Raw genomic sequence first — 19,743 nt, 5'->3', positions numbered from 1 at the left:
CCGACCCGCGCGGGACGCGGTCGGGTGTACTCGGCCGCCGTATCGTCGGCTGTCTGGGCGTGCTCGCCTTGGGAATCGGCAGTGGCTCGTTAGCCATGGCGCCCGCCGCGTACTCGCAGGCGGAAACAGGTTCGGTGACGGTCCGTGTGATCCGGGCCGTGGACGACAGTGGGACGTGGACACCCGCCCTCGAACCGGGCATCGCCGGTGTCCGGGTGACCCTCACCGGCGACGCCGGAGCGGGCGTCGAGGGGGTCACGGCGTCCGACGGCACCGTGACCCTGACTCCCGCGCAGGGCGGGAGCACCGACGGCAAGTACCGCGTGCAGGTGATCAACCCGAAACCGGGCGTACTGCACCCGGCCTTCGCCTCCCGTCAGGGGCTGGACGGCGCGCCGAACCAGCTCAGCAGCAACGAGGAGTTCGTCGACCTCTCCGGGAACAAGAGCGTGGCGTACACCACCGGGCTGTGGAGCCCCGGCGACTACTGCCAGAAGAACGCTCCCCTGGTGACGACCTGCCAGCCCGCGACCCGCGAGGGCGGGACGCAGCGCACTCTGGTCTCCTTCCCCTACTCGGCCCGCGGCCAGGACGGCGTCGACGTCGACGTCACGAACGTCGCCACCAACGCCGACACCGGGACCCTCTACGGCATCGCGTGGAACAAGGCCGACAAGCGCGTGTTCTCCTCGGCGGTCGCCAAACGCACCACGGACTACGGTCCGGGCGGCGCCGGGGGAATCTACGTGACCGACCTGGCGTCGAAGAAGACCGCGCTGTTCGCGGTCGTACCCGACGCGGGGACGACCGCGCACGGCCCCGGCACCGACGACGCCTTCCTCGGCGTCCCGGGAAAGGAGAGCCTGGGCGGGCTCAAGATCACCGATGACGGCCGGTACCTGTTCGTCGTCAACCTCAACAACCGCAAGCTCTACCGGTACGACGCCACGGCGGTGACCGCCTCGGCGCCCGAGGCCGTCACCGCCGTCCCCGATCCGGGCTGCCCCTCGGCGGCGGACTGGCGGCCGTTCGGCCTCGGCCTGCACGACGGCGTCGGCTACGTCGGCGGGGTGTGCTCCGGGGAGTCCACCGGGAAGACCTCGGACCTGCGCGCCGTGGTCCTGCCGTTCGACCTCGCCACCGGCGCGTTCCAGCGGCCGGTCCTGGACCAGCCGCTGGACTATCCGCGTCAGTCCACGGTCGGCGCGCCGCCGTGCGACGGGGCGGGCTGGTTCGCCTGGACGAACACGTTCCCGACCTCCCAGAACGGCCAGGGCTGCGCGACCTACCTCGCCCAGCCCGAACCGCAGGTGGGCGAGGTCGACTTCGAGACGGACGGCTCCATGCTGGTGGCGTTCCGCGACCGCTTCGGCGACCGGGCGCCCGCGGGCCCGACGCCGGGCTCGGTCGGCACCGTCCTGTCCGGAGGCGACCTGAACAAGGCGTGCCTGGCGGACGGCACGTACGTGCTGGACACCAACAACGGCTGCGGCCGTTCCCCCCGGGGCACCCGCTTCTTCGACACCAGCCGGATGGGTGCCCATCACAACGCCTCCTTCGCGGGGATGGCGTTCTCCAGGGTCGAGGACACCATCGCCACCTCGGGCTTCGACCCCAACAGCACGGCCTTCGGGTACGGCACCACCTTCAACAAGCGTGACGGCAGCCAGGACCCCAAGTCCGGTCTGCGCCTCAACCCGGCCGGAACCCCGGCCCCGTTCGGCAAGGGCGCCTCGATGGGCGACCTGGAGGTGCTCTGCGACCGGGCACCGCTCCAGATCGGCAACCGGGTCTGGTACGACCCCGAGCGATCGGGCCTCCAGAAGCCGGGCCAGCGCCCGGTCGCGGGCGCGACCGTCAACCTGTACGACGGGACGGGCAAGCTGGTCGGGACGACGGTGACGTCGGCGCGCGGCGAGTACTACTTCGACGACTCCAACGTCACCGGTGGCCTCCAGCCGAAGACCAAGTACACCATCCGCCTCGACAACCCGGCCGACTACGCCAAGAACGGGCCGCTCCATCAGTGGGTGCCCACCCAGGCGGACGTCGGCGACAACCGCTTCATCGACTCCAAGGGCATCGTCCCGCGCGGGGGCACGTTCCCCGAACGGGCGCTGACCACCGGCGGGCCGGGGCAGAACGACCACACGTACGACTTCGGCTTCCGACAGCAGGAAGGCGCGCTGCGCCTGATCAAACACGACCAGGGCGGCAAGCCCCTGGCCAGGGCCACGTTCCAGCTGTGGAAGGAGACCAACGGGACGGAGGGCCTGCAGATGTCCGGGGCGGCGCCGGACTCCCGGGTCGGCGGGCCCTGTGTGACCCGGAGCAACGGGCGCTGCGCCGGAAGCGGCACACCGGGCACGTACTACTGGCAGGAGGTCAAGGCACCGGACGGTTACTCCCTTCCGCAGAACCCGGTGTTCGGACCGCTGGTGCTCACCTCCGACAACCTCGACGACGGGGTCTCGGTGACCGCGGTGAACAAGCGGGCCCACAAGCCGACGCCCAAGCCGACACCGACGTCGAAACCGACCGCACCGGCGCCGGGACCCCCCGGTTCTCCGGGTACTCCTGGAGAACCGGGCGCACCGGGAGTGCCGGGCCACGAGTCCGGTCCGGGCGGTCTCGCGGCCACCGGCAGCCTGACGGGGCCGCTGGCGGCGGGCTGCGGCGCGCTCGTCGTGCTCGGCTCGGCGCTGGTCCTGACGATGCGCCGCAAGCGCGGGAGCGAGCGGCCATAGCTCCTGAGCGGGTCTGCCGGAACCGGTGACTTCCGGTCCGGCACGGGCGGGTTCGCGGACCTCTGGTGCGCGAACCCGCCCTCCCGCGCGACCGGCAGATGCGAACCGACGAGAGGAAGCGAGCGCGTGAAGAGACGGAAGAGACCGGTCGGCGGCCGTGCACCGCGTCGCGCCTTCTGGCCGAGAACGTTCATCGCCATCATGGTGTGCGGTGTCGTGATCGGTGGCCTGGCGGCCTGGCGGGCCTTCTCCACCGACACGGTCACCGACCGGCCGGTGACGACGGAGGAGGCGTCCCGGCTGGCGCTGTCACGGCTGGGTCTCCATCAGGCCAGCCCCGTGACCGTGCGGCTCACGGCCGCCGAGGGCGGTGACGTCGTGGTGCGGGTGCGGGGGGTCGTGGACTACCGGAACCACAGGGCCGTGGGCCGGTACCAGGTCAGCGGCGCCTCGGAGGCCTCGCCGCGACCGGGGACCCATGGGCCGCCCTCGGGGCGGCTCGACCAGGGGCTGATCGTCTGGGACGGGGGCGGCCTGGGTCTGGCCCCCGCCCATCAGGACGACGGCAGCCCCTTCTGGGAGCAGGCCGAGCGCATCCCGCGCTCCGGCTGGTCCGCGCGCTCCTACACCTCCGATCCCCTGGACGCCGGGCTCCAGTTGATGATCGGCCTCGGCGCGGACCGCCCCGACAATCCGCTGCTGCTGGCGCAGTCCGGGGCGCGCTGGCTGGCGCGGGACCGGATCGACGGCCGTGACTACGACAGGTTCGCCGGACCGCGCGCCCGGGGTGCCGCGCCGGGTCCGGGGCCCGACGGCGGGCGGTCGCCGCTGACGTACTGGGTGGACGGCGACGGCGGCCTGCGGCGGGTGACGATGCGGATGCCGGGCCTGGGCGTCCCGACCACCCTGGAGTTCCTGGGCCACGACAGCCGGGCCGAACTCCCGGAAGCTCCCTGGATCACTCGCTGATCCTCCCCCGGGCCTGACGCCTCCCCCGCCGGGTCGGAGAGGGAGGCATCGGGCGCCTCAGGGTCCGCCTCGCAGCCGTGGGGCGGCCGGGGAGACCGCGCGTGGCCTCCGGGCAGCGGTCAGCGGGGGCGCGGTACGGCGTCCACCGTCTCCGGGAGCGGGTAGTCGGCCGGGGTGACGGTCCCGGGCAGGCCGGTCGCGGGACGGCCCGGGGCAGCCGGGTCCGGCAGGGACGGCTGGGCGGGTGGGGCCGGTACCCGGCTGAAGGGGATGCCGGGCGGCGCCTGCACGGGAGTCGTCCGGCCCTCGGGCGGCGCGCCACGGCGGCGGGTGCCGCAGCCCGCGAGTCCTTCCAGCCCGTCCGGGCTCTGGGTGGCGGGCCGATTGTCCCCGAAGCAGTTGCCGGGGTCGGCCGATGCCAGGACGAGGTCGGTGCCGTTGCCGGTGGCGCGGTTGTCCTCGACGCGGTTGCCGCTCGCGGGGTGCCCCGGCGGATCGGTCACCAGCACCCCGGCCGCCCGGTTGCCCCGTACCAGATTGCGCTGGACGCGGTTCCCGGTGCCACCGCCGATGCCGATGCCGATCCCGAACCCCCCGTCCGCCTGCTCGGGCGTGTCGGCCGCGTTGTTGTCGACGACCGCGTTGCCCGCGATCACGGCCCCGCGCTGCGGGGCGAGGGCCTCCAGGTCATTGGAGTTGACCGTGATGCCGACCCGGTTGCGGACGACGCGGTTGCCCAGCACGAACAGCCGGTCCGAGGCGTTGGTCAGTTCGACGCCGACGGCGTTGCGTTCCACGGTGTTGCCCCGGACCACGGTGCGGCAGGGCTTGCACTGGCCGACGTAGATGCCGGAGTCGGCGTGCCCCGAGGCGTACGAGCCCTCGATCACTCCGTCGCGCGCGTCGAAGGCGTAGATGCCGTACAGGCCGTTGTTGTACGCCGTCACCGCGGTCGCGCGGAAGCCCCGGAGCGCGGGGAAGCGTTCGGTGTCCAGCGGGTCGTACGCGGACCCGCCGCCGCCGCGCTGTTGCAGCCGCTCGTCCGTGACACCCGTGAACAGCACGCCGTTGGCGAGGTAGCGGCGTACGGTGAGGTTCTCGACCACGGAACCCGCTCCGGTCACGGTGATGCCGTTGGCCAGCCGCACACCGCCGTCGAGGACCACCTTGTTGCGGTCCGTCCCGCGCAGCACCACACGGGGTGTGGTGACACGCACGCTCTCCCGGTACGTGCCCGGACCGATCAGTACCGTCTCACCCTCGCGGGCGGCGTCCGCGGCCTCCTGCACGGTGGGGTAGTCCTGCGGAACGCGCAGCACGCTCCCCGCCGGGTGCCGCGCGTCCGGGGCCGTCGTCTCCGGACCTGAGCAACCGGTGAGCGCCAGCGCGACCGCGACCGCGGGCACGCACAGGCTCCGCGCCGCCCGCGACCCCGCCGACGGGCCACTCGAACACATCAACACACCTTGTAAGGACAGGATTTGCATGGGTGTCGTTCTATCGTCTCCAATAGGCACATGCCCACCGAACAGGGATTAGAGCAGAATCCACCCCATGCCTCGGGGGCCGGGGTGGGACGGCGCAGGGCGCTGCTGGCCGGCGGTGCGGTCCTTGCGGCCGGTATCGGCGCGGCCACCGGTGAACTGGCGCGAGGGGCCCGTGCGGACGTCCGGGCATCCGACGACGCTCCCGCCGCTCCGGTCCCCTTCCACGGCGCTCGTCAGGCGGGCGTCACGACGCCTCAGCAACCGGCCACCCTGTTCCTCTCCTTCGACCTCCCCCGGACCTCCGTCGGCGCGGACCGGAAGACCCTGCGCGATGTCCTCGGTGCGCTGACCGGCTCGCTCGCCGCGACGGCGTCCGCCGCCCCGCCGGACGCCCGGCTCCAGGGCGGTGGTACGACCCGGCTGACCTCTCTGGTCGGGATCGGCCCGGCGCTCGCCGCGCGCCTGCGTCTCGACGTCCCCGCTTCCCTGACCGCGCTGTCGGCCTTCTCCGACGACCGTCTCGACCCGCGCCGCAGCGACGGTGACGTCCTGGTGCAGTTGTGCGCGGCCGACCGCTGGAGCCTCACCGTCGTGGCGGAACTCGTCGGCGCCGCCGCGCGTGCCGCCGGTGCCACGACACGCTGGACACAGTCCGGTTTCCTGCCCCACACGCCCCCGGGCAGCACCCCCCGGAACCTGTTCGGCTCCAAGGACGGCACCGCCAACCCCGACCGGGCGGCGGCCGACCGGTGGGTCTGGGGTCCGCCCGGAGCACACCGCGACGGCACCGTGCTCGTCTACCGCAGGATCCACATGGATGTCGCGGGCTTCGCGGCCCTCCCCGAGGCTCACCGTGACCGGGCGATGGGGCGCCGTATGCGCGACGGATCCCCGCTCAGCGGCACGGCGGAACACGAGGAGCCGGACATCTACGCCAAGAACCCGAACGGTTCCTACGTCATTCCCGCCACCGCCCATGTGCGGCTCGCCAGCCCCCGCTTCGACGGCGGCGCCCGTATGCTCCGCCGGAGCTACAGCTACGACGACGGTCCGGACGACCGTGGACTCCTCTTCTGCGCCTTCATGCGCGATCCGCGCCAGTTCACCCGCGTCCAGGAACGGCTGACCGCACACGACGCCCTGAACCCCTTCCTCGAACACCGGGCGTCGGCCGTGGCGTACGTCCTGCCCGGAGCACCGGAGGCCGGAGTCCTCGGCGAACAGCTCTGGACCTGAAGCGGCCCGCCCTCCCCGGGACCGGAGTCCACGTGCCGCCGCGAGGCGGTCGACCCGGTCCGGGAAGCGATCGCCCTGCACGCCACGCCCGGCATCGCCGAGCGCCCCGGGGTGCCGGCGTACCTCACCCGTCGCGGCATCGGGGTGGACTTCGGCGTGGGAGCCGAGTTCGTCACCGACGCCCGGGGCGCTGCCGTCCACCGCGACCACCCGAGGCTGAACATGGTCACCGCGCTGGTCGACGAGATCGTGCGGCACGCCATCCGTTCCCCGCAGGCCGGCGCCCGCTACACCCTCGGAGGCGAGTTCCTCCGCGAGCGCGCCGAACCCCGAGCCACGACCTTCCTCGAACGCACCGCCCCGGCCTCCCGCTGGGGCACGTGAGCAACGCTCCTTGCCCTTGCCTCGATGTCACGTTCTGTGCCCGGAGGCGCCGGGCCGGGAGCGATCACCGCGCCCTCCCGGCGCCCCCTCAGGAAAGGACACCGAGATGACCGCTCCTATGGCGAGGAGCACGGCCCTCCCGTGCACGGCATACCGATCGCTGGAGAACGGCCGCCCCGACCCCTGAGTGGGGATGCTCGCCGAGGACTTCGCCGCCAGCGTCCCCGGCCTGCTGACCCACCGCACGGCCGCGACGTCTGACGGCCGGGTGCCGTGGCCATGCTGACGGCATCCTCCGACCTGCGGATCAGCGCGCAGGACATGTTCGGTGCCGGGGACGGGGTGACGGTGCCAGCCCACTGCCACGGCACGCACCCGGTGCACGTTCCAGGAGTTCGAGGCGACGGGCGGATGGTCTCACCCGGCGCTCCAGTCAGCCTCTGGCCCACGGATCACGGCCACCCGGCGCGCAAGCACGTGGGCATGTGGGCACGTAGGCACGTAGGCACGTAGGCACGTAGGCACGTAGCGCATCAGAACAGCGAACCGTCCGGGATCGCTGATGCCGCGACGCATGTCGGAACATGCCTGTCACGTTGAGTGACCGGTACGGTACTCATCCCCGGGGTCCTGCCCCTGTGACCCGACTCCAGCTGCCGCCGCGTGTCCGTCCGGGCGCGCCTGTCGACGAAGGATCCGCATGAGCGAGAAGGATCTGAGCGCGTCCGCCAAGGCCGTCGTCCGCCGCAACACCGAGGAAGTGCAGGGCGGCGGGGACTTCGCCCTCTTCGACGAGCTGTTCGCCGACGACTTCCTGGACCACACGCCCCAGCCGGGACGCACCCCCGACAAGAACGGGGCGCGTGAGCTCTACCAGGTGCTCCGCCGGGCGTTCCCCGACTTCCGCGCCGACATCCACTGGCAGGCCGCCGACGGTGATCTGGTGACGACCTACAAGACCTACCACGGCACTCACAGGGGTGAGCTCTTCGGCATCGCGCCCACCGGCAGGAGCATCCGCTTCGACACCGTGGACGCCATGCGGGTGCGAGAGGGAAAGATCGTCGAGCACTGGGGCGTGGCCAACCTGTTCTCACTCATGCAGCAGCTCGGCGCCCTGCCGGATGCCGTGCGACCGGGCGCCTGACGGAATCCGCTCACGGCACCACGGGAGCGCCGGGACCACCCGGAGACGGTCGCGACGTGCGGACCGCCGGGTCCACCGCCGCCGCACGCCTCCCTCACCCACCCGCGCACGGCTGTCGGCCTTCGCGTACGGCGGGCAGACGCCCGAAGTGGTCGTCCGCGAGCTGACCGTCGTCCTACAGTCCCTCCAGGTCCTCCGCGAACTCCCGCAACGCGTCCGCCATCTCGCGGTACGCGTCCTCGTCGATACTCGGCCAGGCCACACCGATCAGACCTGGCTCTACAGCCGCAAGGCGCGGGCGCGGCCAGGGAACAGGGCCGAACCGATCGGGGTCTGTTCCAGAAATCCGGAACGGACCCTGTCCGCACCACGCCGAGTCCGCACACGGTGGGCCGACGGCCCGGACAGACGGCACGACGCCTTCGCTGTGGACGCGGCCCCGCATCCTCCGTCCCTCACTCGCTGACGGCGGTGAAGTCCGGCCGGGCTCTCCTCAGCGGGACCCGGCTGCGACTGCTCGGGGCGCGGCGACTTCGGTCTGCGCGATCCACGTGTCGAGTTGCTCACGGGTGGTGCCGGGGTCGGCGACCAGGGCGCCCAGGTCGTCCCCCTCGACGACGGTGGTCGCGACGGCCGGGCACCGGCGGCAGCCGTCCACGCCGACCTGCGCCCACCACTTGCAGTGGACGCGCAGATGACACCGCGGCACGTTCCGGTTCTCGTCCGTCGGCGTGGCCGCCACCCGCTCCACCAGGGTGCAGTCATTGCCCCTGCGGTGAAGACAGTCGCTGACGCAGTGCGACGCGAAGCGCAGCACCCTGGTCGGCTCGACGTCCTTCGGAACGACCGGGAGGACGTCTCGTGCGGGCACGGGGTCGGCGAGGTACACGACCTCCCCGTCCTGCCCGGAGCGAACCCCCAGCACAACCGCCTCCGGCGCGTCGGGCCTACCGCTCGGGCACCAGGTGTTCCCCGTCTCGGAACGGTCCGCGGTGATCATCTCTCGTCTCCTCGTAGTCCGACGCCGACGCGCTACACGATCTGACCGGCGCAGGCCGGCGTGCAGGCGGCGGCCAGGCGCTCCTGCGCGACGGCCTGGGTGAGGTGCGCCCGCAGCTCCACCGAGCTGATCTGCTGGGGCCTGGGCGACGACGACTGCGCGGACGCGGTCCCCGCACCACCGATGAGGAGCGCGGCGGCTGCGGCGGCGGCCGCGGCTCCGCCGACGGCGGAGCGACTCGGATGTGACATGTCGAAACCTCCTGGGTTGGCCTGTCGAAAGAGGACGTAGGAGGACGGTAGGACGCCCGCACCACCGCCAGCGGCAGTTCCAGCGGCGGCTTCGGAGCAGGTTCCGCATTCCGGGTCCGGTGGCACCGGTGGACGCCGACGCGGGATCGTCCACGGTCGCCGACGTCGAAGTGGTGGTGCGGAAGGCGGGCGGCGGGATGTCGACCGCCCGAACGGCCGCGGGACGCCGCCGCGTTGGTGGCCTCGATCAGCATCGGCGCGATCCAGCGGGGTCCGCGCCCGGCAGGCCGCCTCCGTCGGGCGCCGGACCCGGCGTTGGTCACCGATGCCGAACCGCCTCCCGGCCAGGCGGGCTGGCGCGCATGGACCGTCTCCCTCCATCCCCGCACGAGGAACACCCTCTCGGGCGGAGCGGAGTCAAGATTGATAATGGGACCCATTTCCATATAGCCTCGGCGCACCGCCCACGAGACCGAGGAGTTCCCCGATGGCCGTTCCCAAGCGGAAGATGTCCCGCAGCAACACCCGCCACCGGCGCGCCCAGTGGAAGGCGACCACGGCACAGCTCGTCCCCGTGACCCTGGACGGCTCGGTGCACTTCGTGCCGCAGCGTCTGGTGAAGGCGTACGAGCGCGGCCTCATCCGCCCCGAAGGCTGAGCGCGACGTCACGGATGAAGTCGCAGAGGTCGGGGCGACGCCGCCCATGCGGCCAGGCGTCGCCGCTCGACCGTTCCGTCAGCAGCGTCGAATCGGCGCATGAGGCAGGCGAAAGAGGGGGGCCCGCCGATCAAGGGCACGACGAACCGGTACCGGCGGCAGGCCGGGTCGGCAGTTCGGCAGACCCGCACGGGTGGAAGCCGGGCGCAGTGGCGGCCCGGGAAGAGTCCGTGTTCCTGCTCAGCCACCGCCGTCGGGAACATCACCGACGCCCCGTGGCGGTCGCCCTTCGAGCGGCCCAGGGGCGCGACCTCCGGTCGTCCCCGCCACGGCATCGCATACCCGAAGGAACACCGGCCGTAGTAGTGCTTTCCCCGACTGTCGGGACCGTTCAGTACCAGGACAGGGAGGAGCCCGGCCGGGACGGTGTCCGGGGCGCGCACCCGGCACCGGGCATCCGCCTCGAAGACACGGTCCGCACCCGGGGTTCCAAGGCGCCCTGGTCAGCCGCCCGGGGCGTCCGCCGTCACCGCAATCAGCATGGCGTCCTGGCAGAGCCTCCCGGATTGTCGGCGTAGCACTGATCCACAGTTCATTACACGATGATCACAGGACCATGAACTCGCGTCCCTAGCTTGGAACGCATGAAGCGAAAGTTCATGTACAAGACCTGCGGCGCGCTGATCGCCGGCTGCGCCGCCCTCGGTGTCCTCATTCCCTCCGCCCCCAGCGCGGTGGCCGCGGAGGAACCGGTCATCGATGTACTGGTGCTCTACACCTCGAACGCGAAGCGGGACGCCGGAGGAGCGAAGAAGATACGGAACATCGTCGAGCGGTCCGTCGACTACGCCAACGAGGCCTTCGACAACAGCGAGGCCAACGCCGAGGCCCGCATCGCCGCTGTTCTGCCCGCCCCGGACTTCGGGCAAGGAGCAGACGACAGCGAGCGCGTCTACGACTATCTCTCCGCGACTCCGGATTCAGTGGCGAAGCTCCGCGACCGGTACCGCGCCGACGTGATCGCGATCGTCCCGAGCGATTTCGGCGGCATGGCCTACATCGGGGATCGCGGACGTCCGCTGCCGCCCGAGGCCCCGGGGATGGAGGGTGCCAGCATGGTGCTCGGCCAGCAGCTGCTCGGCAAGGAACCGGACACCTTCGCCCATGAGCTGGGCCACCTGCTCGGCCTCGACCACGACCGCCACGTCAGCTCGGATCAGGGCGACGGTTACGATCACGCCCGCGGCTACGTGGCGCCCAGCAAGAAGTGGCGCACCATCATGGCCTACGAAGACGCGTGTCTGGACGCGGGCACCTCGTGCCCGGTCGTTCCGTACTTCTCCAACCCGAATCTGGACATCGACGGGGAACCGCTGGGCAAAGCGGTCGGCCGGGACGACCAGGCCCACGCCGTGAGCATGATCAATGAATCCGCCTCCGTCGTCGCCGCCTACCGCTAGCCGGGCACAAGCCCCGGGAGGACACGCGTGTTTCCCCTTCCTCGGGGATCCGGACGGTCGGTCAGTGCGCCTGCCGTGCCGGGAGGTGTCCGGAGGTGTCAGCCGCCGGTGGACTTCCATGCCTGGCGCAGGCGGGTCGCGAAGGTCTCGGCGGGTTCGCGATGAGCGGTGGTGCCGTAGCGGGCGGCCAGTGCGTCGACGGGTTCCGTGGATTCTTCGGACAGGTCGAGGACCAGCATGGCCGTTCCGTCGGGTACGTCGGCGCTCAGGAGGATGAGGGCCGCGGTGCTCTCCTGGTCTCGTCGGGCCTCGGCTGCATCGCCCACGAGGGCCCCGGCGGTGGCTCCGATCAGGGTGCCGAGGGGGCCGCCGAGCAGACCGATCAGTCCGCCGGTGGCGGTGGCCCCCACGGTTGTGGCACCGGCGTGGGGGGCTTGGTTCTCGGGGACGTCGAGCGTGCCGTCGGGGGCACGCTCGATGACGGCGGCCTGATGCACTCGGGGCAGCGTGACGGCCTCGGCATACGCGTCGCGGCACTGGTCCGGGTCCGTGAACGGCAGGGTGACCAGACGGTGGACGAACATGATCCCTCAGCCTCCTCGCACAGGCCCCGCCGACAGGGCCAGCCGCAGTGTAGGCCGGTGCGGATCGGCGACGGCGTCACCGGCGGACTGTCGGCGCGGCGCCCCTGGTCGAAGCAGCGGCCTTGGCCCTGGTCTCCCTGAGGGTGTCGAGGCTTCACGCATGTCGAACGCCGATGTCCCGTCTTCGTCATGGTGAGCGGTGCTCTCCGGTCGGCGTCGCCGATCCTGACGACGTGGGGTGCGGGCATCTCGGCAGTGACGGACGGTCCTTGGTGCGGACGGCGGGCAGCCAGGCCGTGGCGGGGGCGTCCCCGTGCGGGAGCCTGACGCGGAACCACAGGGTGGACGTGAGGTCTTCCTCATCGATGACGGGCAGTCCGGTGGGCAGTCGGCACTCCGCTTCGAGGACGTCGCCGTGCCACACCCTGGTCGGCACGACGTTCTGGGCCGTGTAGAGCCGCAGCGGGTCGACCGCCAGGCCGAGGCTGCACTGACGGTCACGGTCCGTACGCTCCTGGCAACCGCGCTCGGCGTTGAACACCCTGATCGGGGCCGGGCCTTCGGCGCCCCCGCCGCTCGCCCCTCCGTCCCCCCGGCCCGGCCCCGCGTACGTCCAGAGCGCCACGCCCACCGCCGCGCACAGGCCCACGGCGAGCGGCGCGCCGAAGCGGCGGGACCTCCAGCGGGGCCGCCGCGCCGGGCGCCCGTCCTGGGCGGTCCGGCCCGCGACGCGGTCCAGCAGGCTCTCCGCCGTGTGAACGGCGCGGGTCTCGTGGCTCGGGGCGAGGCAGTCGGCGGCGAGGCCTCGCCAGAAGGCGGGGACAGCGTTGTCCATACGTAACGGAGCGCGCCCTTCGGCGTACTCTCGCGCGGCGGCCGTCCGTGCCGCCGGGGTCGCGCCGGGGAACGGCGAGGCGCCGGAGGCGAACACCTCGTGGATGACGATGCCCAGCGCCCAGACGTCGGCGCTCGGCCGCACCCGCACGCCCCGCTCGCCGAGCCGCTCCCTTCCCCGCTCGGGCGGCAGGTAGTCCAGGGTGCCCATCGGGGGCGTGTAGCCGTGGGTGCCGGTCAGTTCGATGGCGAAGCCGAAGTCCGACAGCTTCACCGAGCCGTCCGCGCCGATCAGGATGTTCTCGGGCTTCAGGTCCGTGTGCACCCAGCCGGCCCGGTGCAGATGGGCCAGGCCCTCACAGATCCCGGTGATCAGCCTGGCCCCCTCCGGCTCGCTCACCCCGGCGTCGAGCAGCTCGCGCAGACTGCCCCGGGCCCGCTCCATGACCAGGACGATCGCCCCGTCCAGCGCCGGGTCCTCGGAAGCGCCCAGGACCACGGAGTCCAGCAGCCGTACGAGCCGGGGGTGCGCCGCCCTGCGTCCGAGGTCGACCTCGCGCGCGGCGGCCTCGGCCACGTCGCGGGCCTGGCGCGGCGCGAGCCCGGCCGTCGGCATGATCTTGAGCGCGACCTCCTGCGGCCCGCCGCGCCCGGGATCGGCCGGTCTGGCCGCGTACACGGTCGCCCAGCCGCCGGACCCGATCGGCTCGGTGACCAGCCACTCTCCCACCCGGTAGCCCTCGGGCAGCGGTTCCGGCCGCCCGCTGCCCCAGGAGACGGTCCGCTCGCCCACCCGGTAGCCCTCGGGCAGCGGTTCCGGCCGCCCGCTGCCCCAGGAGACGGTCCGCTCGCCCACCCGCACCACGCCCCTACCGGGCCCGCTCGGCGGTGTCGGTGCGCGGCGGCAGGAGCGCGAGGTGCTCCTCACGGACGATGCCGAACTTCAGGGCGACCCCGACGACGGCCTCGCGCTTGCCGTTCCTTCGGTCCGCGCGGCCGGTGTCGGCCGTTCCGGGGACGCCGATCCGCAGCTTCTCGTCGGCGAGGTAGTCGATGTGGGAGCTGACCGCGCGGGCCGTCAGCCTCGCGCGGGCGGCGTGGCCGCGCAGCCGCTCGACCACCTGCGGGGTGGTCGGCACCGCGACCGGCGAGCGGTCGCGCAGCCACGGTTCGCAGAGCGCGACGAGCACGAGGAAGTACGTGGCGGTCTCGTCCAGGGAGTACGCGGTGAGGGTGCGGCTCTCGCCGGGCCCGCCCATACCCCGCTGGTCCAGATAGACGTGGTCCGGCGCGAACACCTGGAAGAAGACGGTGGTGTCACGGCGGGTGGGCAGCACCACCCGGGAGAACTCGAACGGGATGGGCGCGCCCGCCCGGCGAGGCGGGACCCGAAGGTACTCGCCCGCCCCCTCCGGGTTCTCCACGAGATAGCTGTGGGTGGTGCTGTGGTTGCTGAGCTGCCAGTGGTCGTCGGTCGCCCGGATCTCCCCGGCCAGCCGGGAGATGGCCGCGTCGGCGAGGCGCAGTTCGACGGGTGTGCTGGACGAACCCCGGCCGAACCGGGCCCGCTGCCCGGGGCCGAGCCTCAGGGTCACCGCGTCGCCGCACGCCTCCCCGTCCGCTCCGCCGCCACTGCCTTGCGGCAGGTGGATGACAATCCCGCTCACCGCTCCCCCGTCCCGCGTGCCGACCGCTGTCCGACACACCGAACGCTACCGGTTGCAACCGGTGATGCACCGAGTGGCATCGGCCACTTCGGCGGGCCTCCACACGGCCCACACGTACGGGCCCTCCCCGTCCGTCCGCTTCGTGACGGTCCGTCAGGGGCTGGGGGTGCCGGAGCGGAGCGTCGCGACCGCGCGGTCGCCGAACGCGGTCCACGGCAGCCAGCCCCCGCCGGGCCCGGCCTGTACGCGGGTGCGGATACGGCCGTCCGTGGTGACCGCGAAGAGGTGGACGCGGCCGGTGGCGTCGGCCGCGCCGGACGGGGTGGCGGTGAGCCTGACGCCGGGTTCGCCGAACTCCTCGCCGGGGTGCCAGGCGCCGCCGGGGGTGAGCTGCCAGCGGTGGTCGAGGCGTTCACCGCCGGGGGCCGACGCGAACGCCTCCAGACGCCCGTCGGCGCCGGGGACCAGCAGCGGGGCCGCGGTCGACCAGCCGAACAGCGGCTGCCAGGCGTCCCAGCCGCCGCTGGCGACGGACTGGCGCCGGTGGAAGGAGGCCACGCCGGACGGGGCGAGGGCGGCGACGGTGAGCCGGCCGCTGCCGTCCCTGGCCACCCGCGGCGCGTCGCCCGCGGCGGTGCCGAAGGCGCTCCAGGCGGACCAGCCGCCGTCGGGCGCCAGCTGCCACCGGTGGCTGAGCGCCGCGCCGCCGGGGGCCAGGACGAACACTTCGAGGCGACCGTCGGCGTTGGCGGCGACGACCGGCGGCGCGCCCGCGGGCCCGCCGAACCCGGCGTCCCAGGGCTTCCAGGCGGACCCGCCGGGTGCCGCCTGCTCGCGGCGGGCGACGACGGCACCGTCGGGGCTCAGCGCGAAGACCTGGAGGCGGCCGTCGGCGCCGCGGGCGACGGCCGGGGCCGCGGCGGCCGGGCCGCCGAACTCCTCCCAGTCGGACCAGTCTCCGTCGGGCCGCTGCACCCGGTGGTGCAGGTGGGCGCCGCCGGGGGCGAGGGAGAAGACCTCCAGCCTGCCGTCGGTGTCGCGGCCGAGCGTGGGGACCGCCCCGGCCGGGCCTCCGAAGCGCTCCCAGTCGGACCAGGTGTCGCCGTCCGGGCCGAGCCGGACGCGTCGCAGCATCGAGCGGTCGGCCGCGTCGAGCGCGAACACGTTGAGCCTCCCGTCCACGTCGAGCGAGACCGCCGGGTTGTCCGGGCTCTGCCAGGAGGGCGGGGTGTCCCGCCACCTCAGGGGCGCCAGGTACAGGCCGTCGCCGAACCAGCCCGCCGCGCTCGCGTGGCGGTCCGGCCCGTCGGTGACGACCTCGACCGCGTGGCCGGGCACATGTCCGGCGTAGCCGTCGAGGGAGAAGCGGAAGGGGTCCCGGGAGGCGAGGACGTCGGTTCCCTCGTAGCCGACCCGGGGGCCGATGAACAGGTAGTACCAGCCGTCCTGTTCGAGGACGAAGGGCGATTCGGTGACCGAGACCCCGGTGGACTCGGTGGTCTCGTCGGCGTAGGCGGTACCGGGCTCGCTCCAGTGGACCAGGTCGTCGGAGACGCGGTGGCGGACGAGGTGGCGGCCTTCGGCGGCGGACAGCTCCGTGTAGTACATGACCCACCGGCCGCCGATCCGGGTCACCATGGGGTCGCGGGCCGCCCGTCCCCGGAACAGCGGGCCGGAGGGCAGGCGGGTCCAGGTGGACAGGTCGGTGGAGGTGGCGAGGTTGATCGCGGCCCCGTCCCGGCCACCGGCCGCGTAGAACATCCAGTGGGTGCCGTCCGCCTCGATGACGTGCGGCGCCCAGAGGTGCTCCTCGCCGTGGTAGTCGGGGGCGACGGTCAGCGCGTCGGGGTGGGCGGTCCAGGGGCCGTACGGGTCGGGGGCGGAGGCGTGGGCGAAGGAGGTCTCCGCCGCGCTGTCCGGGGAGCGGCCGGGCGGCGCGCTGTCGCCGACGATGCCGAACAGGTGCCAGCGCCCGTCGGCGGCCTTGATCAGGGTGTGGTCGTTGAGGTAGCGGCGTCTGCCGGGGAGGGAGGGGTCGTGGACGTGGGTGAAGGGATCCGCGCCGATCCACCGGTGCGGCGGGACCGTCCCGGCGGCGGCGACGGCCGGGGCGAGGCCGGGGAGCGCGAGGGTCCCGGCCGCGGCGGTCGCCCGCAGCAGCCGGCGTCTGCTGATGGGTTCCATGGCTCTTCTCCTGATCGGGGGGTCCCCGAGGCGTTCCGCGGCCGGCCGAGCCGGTCAGGTGGCGGGATCGGCCGGCCGCGGAGGTCGGGTCAGTCGATCGCGGGACCCGCGGTGCTGTTGAGCCAGGCCCAGTCGGACCAGGTCGACAACCCGGTCTGCCACTTGTGGTGGACCCCGGCGTGGCTGGTGCCGAACACCTCGATGCGTCCGTCGGCGTTGGTGGCCGCGGCGATCTCCGTACCGCCGCCGCCGTAGTCCGCCCACTGGCCGTACGGGGCGTTAACCCCGGTCTGCCACAGGTGCTGGGCAGTGCCGCCGTTGATGGCGAAGACCTCGACCCGGCCGTCCGGCGCGCGTTCGCTGGTGAGCTGCGCGTCGGCGGGGCCGCCGGTCGGTTCCCAGTCGGACCAGTTCGTCGGGCTGGTCTGGTACTTGTGGAAGACGCCGACCGGTCCTGAGGCGAAGACCTCGATCCGCCCGTCCTGGTTGTGGTCGACGGTCAGGTCACGGCCGCCGCCGCCGAAGTTCTCCCACGCCGACCAGCCGCCGTTGACGGCCGTCTGGTACAGGTGCTGGAAGGTGGTCCCGTTGAGGGCGAAGACCTCCAGGCGCCCGTCCGGAGCCTTCTCCACCTCCAGGCGTCCGTCGACCGGACCGCCGCCGGTGGGCTCCCACTCGGCCCAGCCGCCGCTGGGGGCGGTCTGGTACTTGTGGAAGAGCCCGACCGGGCCGGAGGCGAAGACCTCGATCCGGCCGTCGGCGTTCGTCCCGGCGGCGATGTCCCGCCCGCCGCCGCCGAAGTCCTCCCAGCCCGACCAGCCGCCGGAGGGAGCGAGCTGGTAGCGGTGCTGGAAGGTGCTGCCGTTGATGGCGAACATCTCCAGGCGCCCGTCCGCGTTCGGGGCGATCGCCAGTTCCGCGTCGCCGGGACCGCCGAGGAACTCCCAGGCGGACCACTCGGCGTTCTGCGCGAGCTGCCAGGCGTGGTGCACCCCGTCGGCACCGGCCGCGAAGACCTCCAGGCGCCCGTCGGCGGACCGCGCCGAGACCACCCGGCCGGATTCCGCCGGGTACGTCAGGGGCCTGGGCTGCGGGGTGCCGCCGGGGACGCAGGGCAGGGTCACGCCGTGTTCGGCGAGGTAGACCTCGGGGTCGATGCCGTACGAGGTGGAGGTGTCGCCCCAGATCCGCAGGTGCAGGTGGGGGCCGGTGGAGTTGCCCTCCTGGCCCATCAGGGCGATGCGCTGACCGGCCGTGACGTGCTCGCCGACGGCCACGAACCGCTGGTACATGTGCCCGTACTCGGAGATGCGCCCGTCGGGGTGCAGGACGCGGATCCACTGGCCGTAGTCACCCGTGTATCCGGAGATCGTCACCTCGCCGTCGCCGATGGCGTAGATCGGTGTGCCGATGTCGTTGCCGATGTCCACGCCGTTGTGGCCGGGGTGGTAGGGCTGGGTGACCTCGCCCTCCGCGGGACAGGCCGCGGTGTGGGCGGCGGTCCGGGCGATCGGCTGGGCCGCGGCCGACGGGAGCACCAGCAGTCCGGGCGCGAGGGCCGCGGTCACGGCGAGGAGGACGCGCAGGGCGCGCCGGGGAAGACCGAGCAACACGATCGACCTCCCCGTCACGCTTTGCGCAGGCGCGCGATGATGCCGTCGATGTCGCGCTGCATCATGTCGCGGCGGATGAAGTGGCCGCCGGGCAGCTCGTACGACTCGTGCGGGATCCGCGCGTTGTCGAGGGCGGCGCGGAACTCCCTCTGACCGGCGAGGACCTGGGTCTCGTTGACCGTGTCGAACCAGTTGACCGGGTCGGGGCTGGTGCCCGCGACGAGGAAGACCCGCTTGTTGCGGTAGCTCTCGATGCGCTGGACGGGGTTGTCGGCGGTCACCCTGGCCTCGTCCCAGAACGGGGCGCCGTAGATCGTGCCGCCGTTGAGGTCGAGGGCGGCGGCCGAGGCGTTGGCCCAGTGGCCGACGAGGCCACCGTCGCGGCGCAGGCTGGCCGGGCCGGAGTGGGCGCTGACCGAGGCGAAGTGGCCGTAGTACTTGGCGGCGTACTTCAGGGCGCCGAAGCCTCCCATGGAGAAGCCGGAGACCGCACGGCCGTCGTACTCGGCGAAGGTGCGGAAGTTGGCCTCGACCCAGGGCAGCAACTGGTTGATGTGGAAGTGCTCCCAGTTGCGGGGGCCGACGTTGGAGCTCACCGGGTTGGAGTACCAGCCCGCGTGGCCGCCGTCGGGCATGACCACGATGATCCGCCGGCCGGCCGTCCAGGCGCGGACGCCCTCGCGGTCGAAGGTGATGAAGTCCTGGTCGGTGCCGCCGCCGTGGAAGAGGTAGAGGACCGGGTAGGTGCGGCCGCTCCAGTGGTAGTCGTCCGGGAGCAGGACGTTGACGCCCGGGCCCGGGTTCCAGCCGATCGCGTCGGTCGCGAAGCGGTAGTACCACATCCGGGGGTCGCTCTCGTTGCGGTCCACGATGCGCAGCCCGAAGCCGTCACCGGCGGCCGCGGCGGAGGAGGCCGAGCCGAGCACGCCTCCGGCGCCGAGGGCCAGGGCGGCGGACAGCCCGCCGGCGGACTTGAGGACGCTCCTGCGGGTGGGGTGGTGCGCGGTCAACGTGACCTCCAGGTAGACACGACGGTACCGAGCGCTGGGCGTTTGGACGGTAGCGACGCTTCCCCGGGCGATGAATCCGGAACCTTACGGACTGACAGGTGTGACCGGTTGGGCTAGGCAGTGTCTTCAATGATCATCGCTGGAGGGTCATGGGGTGGTGACACCGCCATGAACTGTTCGGTGCCGGGTGGGAATTCGTCCGGTCGTCGCTGCCGGTGTCGTTGCGGGGCGGAAGCAGGTGGACGACCGCGGGGGTCGAACGGGATCGTGTGGAAGTCCGGACCGGGAGGGCGTGACGGAATACGCCCGAGGCCACCCTCCGGCCTTCGACCGTGACGCCCACAAGCGCCGCAGCGACCTGGAGCAGGGCTTCAACCGCCTGAGCAGTGGCGGGGTATCGCCACCCGCTGCGACACCGCTCTCCGTAGTGGTGCTGCCCGGGGCCGGTTCCTCCCTGGGAGCCTCGCCCGTCTGGTGGAGGTGGTCAATCATGGTGTCGGTGTGCTTCACCC

The 19,743-nt window shown here is 72.7% G+C and carries 17 protein-coding genes; 8 read left to right on the top strand and 9 right to left on the bottom strand.

The genetic code is table 11. The features are described from left to right. The first annotated feature begins 158 nt into the window (after positions 1 to 158). Both ACIO92_RS33685 and ACIO92_RS33680 read left to right on the top strand, forming a co-directional pair. The gene (locus ACIO92_RS33685) at positions 159 to 2,747 is read left to right on the top strand and encodes an SdrD B-like domain-containing protein (RefSeq protein ID WP_402284295.1); all 2,589 of its coding nucleotides are present in this window, start codon (positions 159 to 161) and stop codon (positions 2,745 to 2,747) included. A gap of 126 nt (positions 2,748 to 2,873) precedes the next feature. Continuing rightward, complete coding sequence (locus ACIO92_RS33680; RefSeq protein ID WP_402284298.1) at positions 2,874 to 3,716, top strand: hypothetical protein; 843 nt, start codon at positions 2,874 to 2,876, stop codon at positions 3,714 to 3,716. 119 nt (positions 3,717 to 3,835) lie between these two features. Here the strand turns inward: ACIO92_RS33680 and ACIO92_RS33675 are convergent, their stop codons facing one another. Further along, positions 3,836 to 5,122 (bottom strand): right-handed parallel beta-helix repeat-containing protein, encoded by a 1,287-nt coding sequence (locus ACIO92_RS33675; RefSeq protein ID WP_402284300.1) that lies wholly within the window; start codon positions 5,120 to 5,122, stop codon positions 3,836 to 3,838. 111 nt (positions 5,123 to 5,233) lie between these two features. Between ACIO92_RS33675 and ACIO92_RS33670 the strand changes: the two genes are divergently transcribed. The 3 genes from ACIO92_RS33670 (at position 5,234) to ACIO92_RS33660 (ending at position 7,970) form a co-directional block, all read left to right on the top strand. Beyond that, positions 5,234 to 6,439, top strand: coding sequence for a Dyp-type peroxidase (locus ACIO92_RS33670; RefSeq protein WP_402284303.1), 1,206 nt, complete (start codon positions 5,234 to 5,236; stop codon positions 6,437 to 6,439). Positions 6,440 to 6,550: 111 nt separating this feature from the next. Then, the gene (locus tag ACIO92_RS33665; RefSeq protein ID WP_402284305.1) at positions 6,551 to 6,823 is read left to right on the top strand and encodes a hypothetical protein; all 273 of its coding nucleotides are present in this window, start codon (positions 6,551 to 6,553) and stop codon (positions 6,821 to 6,823) included. Between the two features lie 700 nt (positions 6,824 to 7,523). Continuing rightward, positions 7,524 to 7,970 carry an ester cyclase gene (locus ACIO92_RS33660; RefSeq protein ID WP_366445766.1) on the top strand — a complete coding sequence of 149 codons (447 nt, stop codon included), beginning with the start codon at positions 7,524 to 7,526 and terminating at the stop codon, positions 7,968 to 7,970. Between the two features lie 493 nt (positions 7,971 to 8,463). On the opposite strand, the gene ACIO92_RS33655 is transcribed toward ACIO92_RS33660, so the two are convergent. Continuing rightward, entirely contained in the window at positions 8,464 to 8,970 is a 507-nt protein-coding gene (locus ACIO92_RS33655; protein ID WP_366445767.1) for a hypothetical protein, read from the bottom strand. A 32-nt stretch (positions 8,971 to 9,002) separates the two neighbouring features. Beyond that, positions 9,003 to 9,221 carry a hypothetical protein gene (locus ACIO92_RS33650; RefSeq protein ID WP_366445768.1) on the bottom strand — a complete coding sequence of 73 codons (219 nt, stop codon included), beginning with the start codon at positions 9,219 to 9,221 and terminating at the stop codon, positions 9,003 to 9,005. Positions 9,222 to 9,708: 487 nt separating this feature from the next. On the opposite strand from ACIO92_RS33650, the gene rpmF reads away from it, so the two are divergent. Together rpmF and ACIO92_RS33640 are read left to right on the top strand one after the other, a co-directional pair. After that, on the top strand, positions 9,709 to 9,879 hold the full coding sequence (gene rpmF, locus ACIO92_RS33645; RefSeq protein ID WP_401242989.1) for a 50S ribosomal protein L32: 171 nt from the start codon (positions 9,709 to 9,711) through the stop codon (positions 9,877 to 9,879). 644 nt (positions 9,880 to 10,523) lie between these two features. Continuing rightward, positions 10,524 to 11,339 carry a M12 family metallo-peptidase gene (locus ACIO92_RS33640; protein ID WP_401242986.1) on the top strand — a complete coding sequence of 272 codons (816 nt, stop codon included), beginning with the start codon at positions 10,524 to 10,526 and terminating at the stop codon, positions 11,337 to 11,339. A gap of 98 nt (positions 11,340 to 11,437) precedes the next feature. Here ACIO92_RS33640 and ACIO92_RS33635 read toward each other — a convergent pair whose 3' ends face one another. From ACIO92_RS33635 to ACIO92_RS33610, 6 genes are all read right to left on the bottom strand, one after another. After that, positions 11,438 to 11,923, bottom strand: a complete 486-nt coding sequence (locus ACIO92_RS33635; RefSeq protein ID WP_366445771.1) for a histidine kinase — start codon at positions 11,921 to 11,923, stop codon at positions 11,438 to 11,440. Between the two features lie 187 nt (positions 11,924 to 12,110). Beyond that, the gene (locus tag ACIO92_RS33630) at positions 12,111 to 13,550 is read right to left on the bottom strand and encodes a serine/threonine-protein kinase (protein ID WP_366445772.1); all 1,440 of its coding nucleotides are present in this window, start codon (positions 13,548 to 13,550) and stop codon (positions 12,111 to 12,113) included. Positions 13,551 to 13,626: 76 nt separating this feature from the next. Continuing rightward, a complete protein-coding gene (locus ACIO92_RS33625) occupies positions 13,627 to 14,424 on the bottom strand; it encodes a serine/threonine protein kinase (RefSeq protein ID WP_366445773.1) in 798 nt (265 codons plus the stop codon). A gap of 153 nt (positions 14,425 to 14,577) precedes the next feature. Then, entirely contained in the window at positions 14,578 to 16,608 is a 2,031-nt protein-coding gene (locus tag ACIO92_RS33620) for a family 43 glycosylhydrolase (protein ID WP_402284309.1), read from the bottom strand. A gap of 89 nt (positions 16,609 to 16,697) precedes the next feature. Next, the gene (locus tag ACIO92_RS33615) at positions 16,698 to 18,221 is read right to left on the bottom strand and encodes a peptidoglycan DD-metalloendopeptidase family protein (RefSeq protein ID WP_402284312.1); all 1,524 of its coding nucleotides are present in this window, start codon (positions 18,219 to 18,221) and stop codon (positions 16,698 to 16,700) included. A gap of 14 nt (positions 18,222 to 18,235) precedes the next feature. Next, entirely contained in the window at positions 18,236 to 19,231 is a 996-nt protein-coding gene (locus tag ACIO92_RS33610; RefSeq protein ID WP_351796520.1) for an esterase family protein, read from the bottom strand. 292 nt (positions 19,232 to 19,523) lie between these two features. On the opposite strand from ACIO92_RS33610, the gene ACIO92_RS33605 reads away from it, so the two are divergent. Next, the coding region (locus tag ACIO92_RS33605; RefSeq protein WP_402284315.1) for a hypothetical protein at positions 19,524 to 19,743 on the top strand (220 nt) is incomplete at its 3' end.

It is taken from the genome of Streptomyces sp. NPDC087215 (genome assembly GCF_044744885.1).
GTDB lineage: Bacteria > Actinomycetota > Actinomycetes > Streptomycetales > Streptomycetaceae > Streptomyces.
This window is presented reverse-complemented; position numbering and strand designations above follow the sequence as displayed.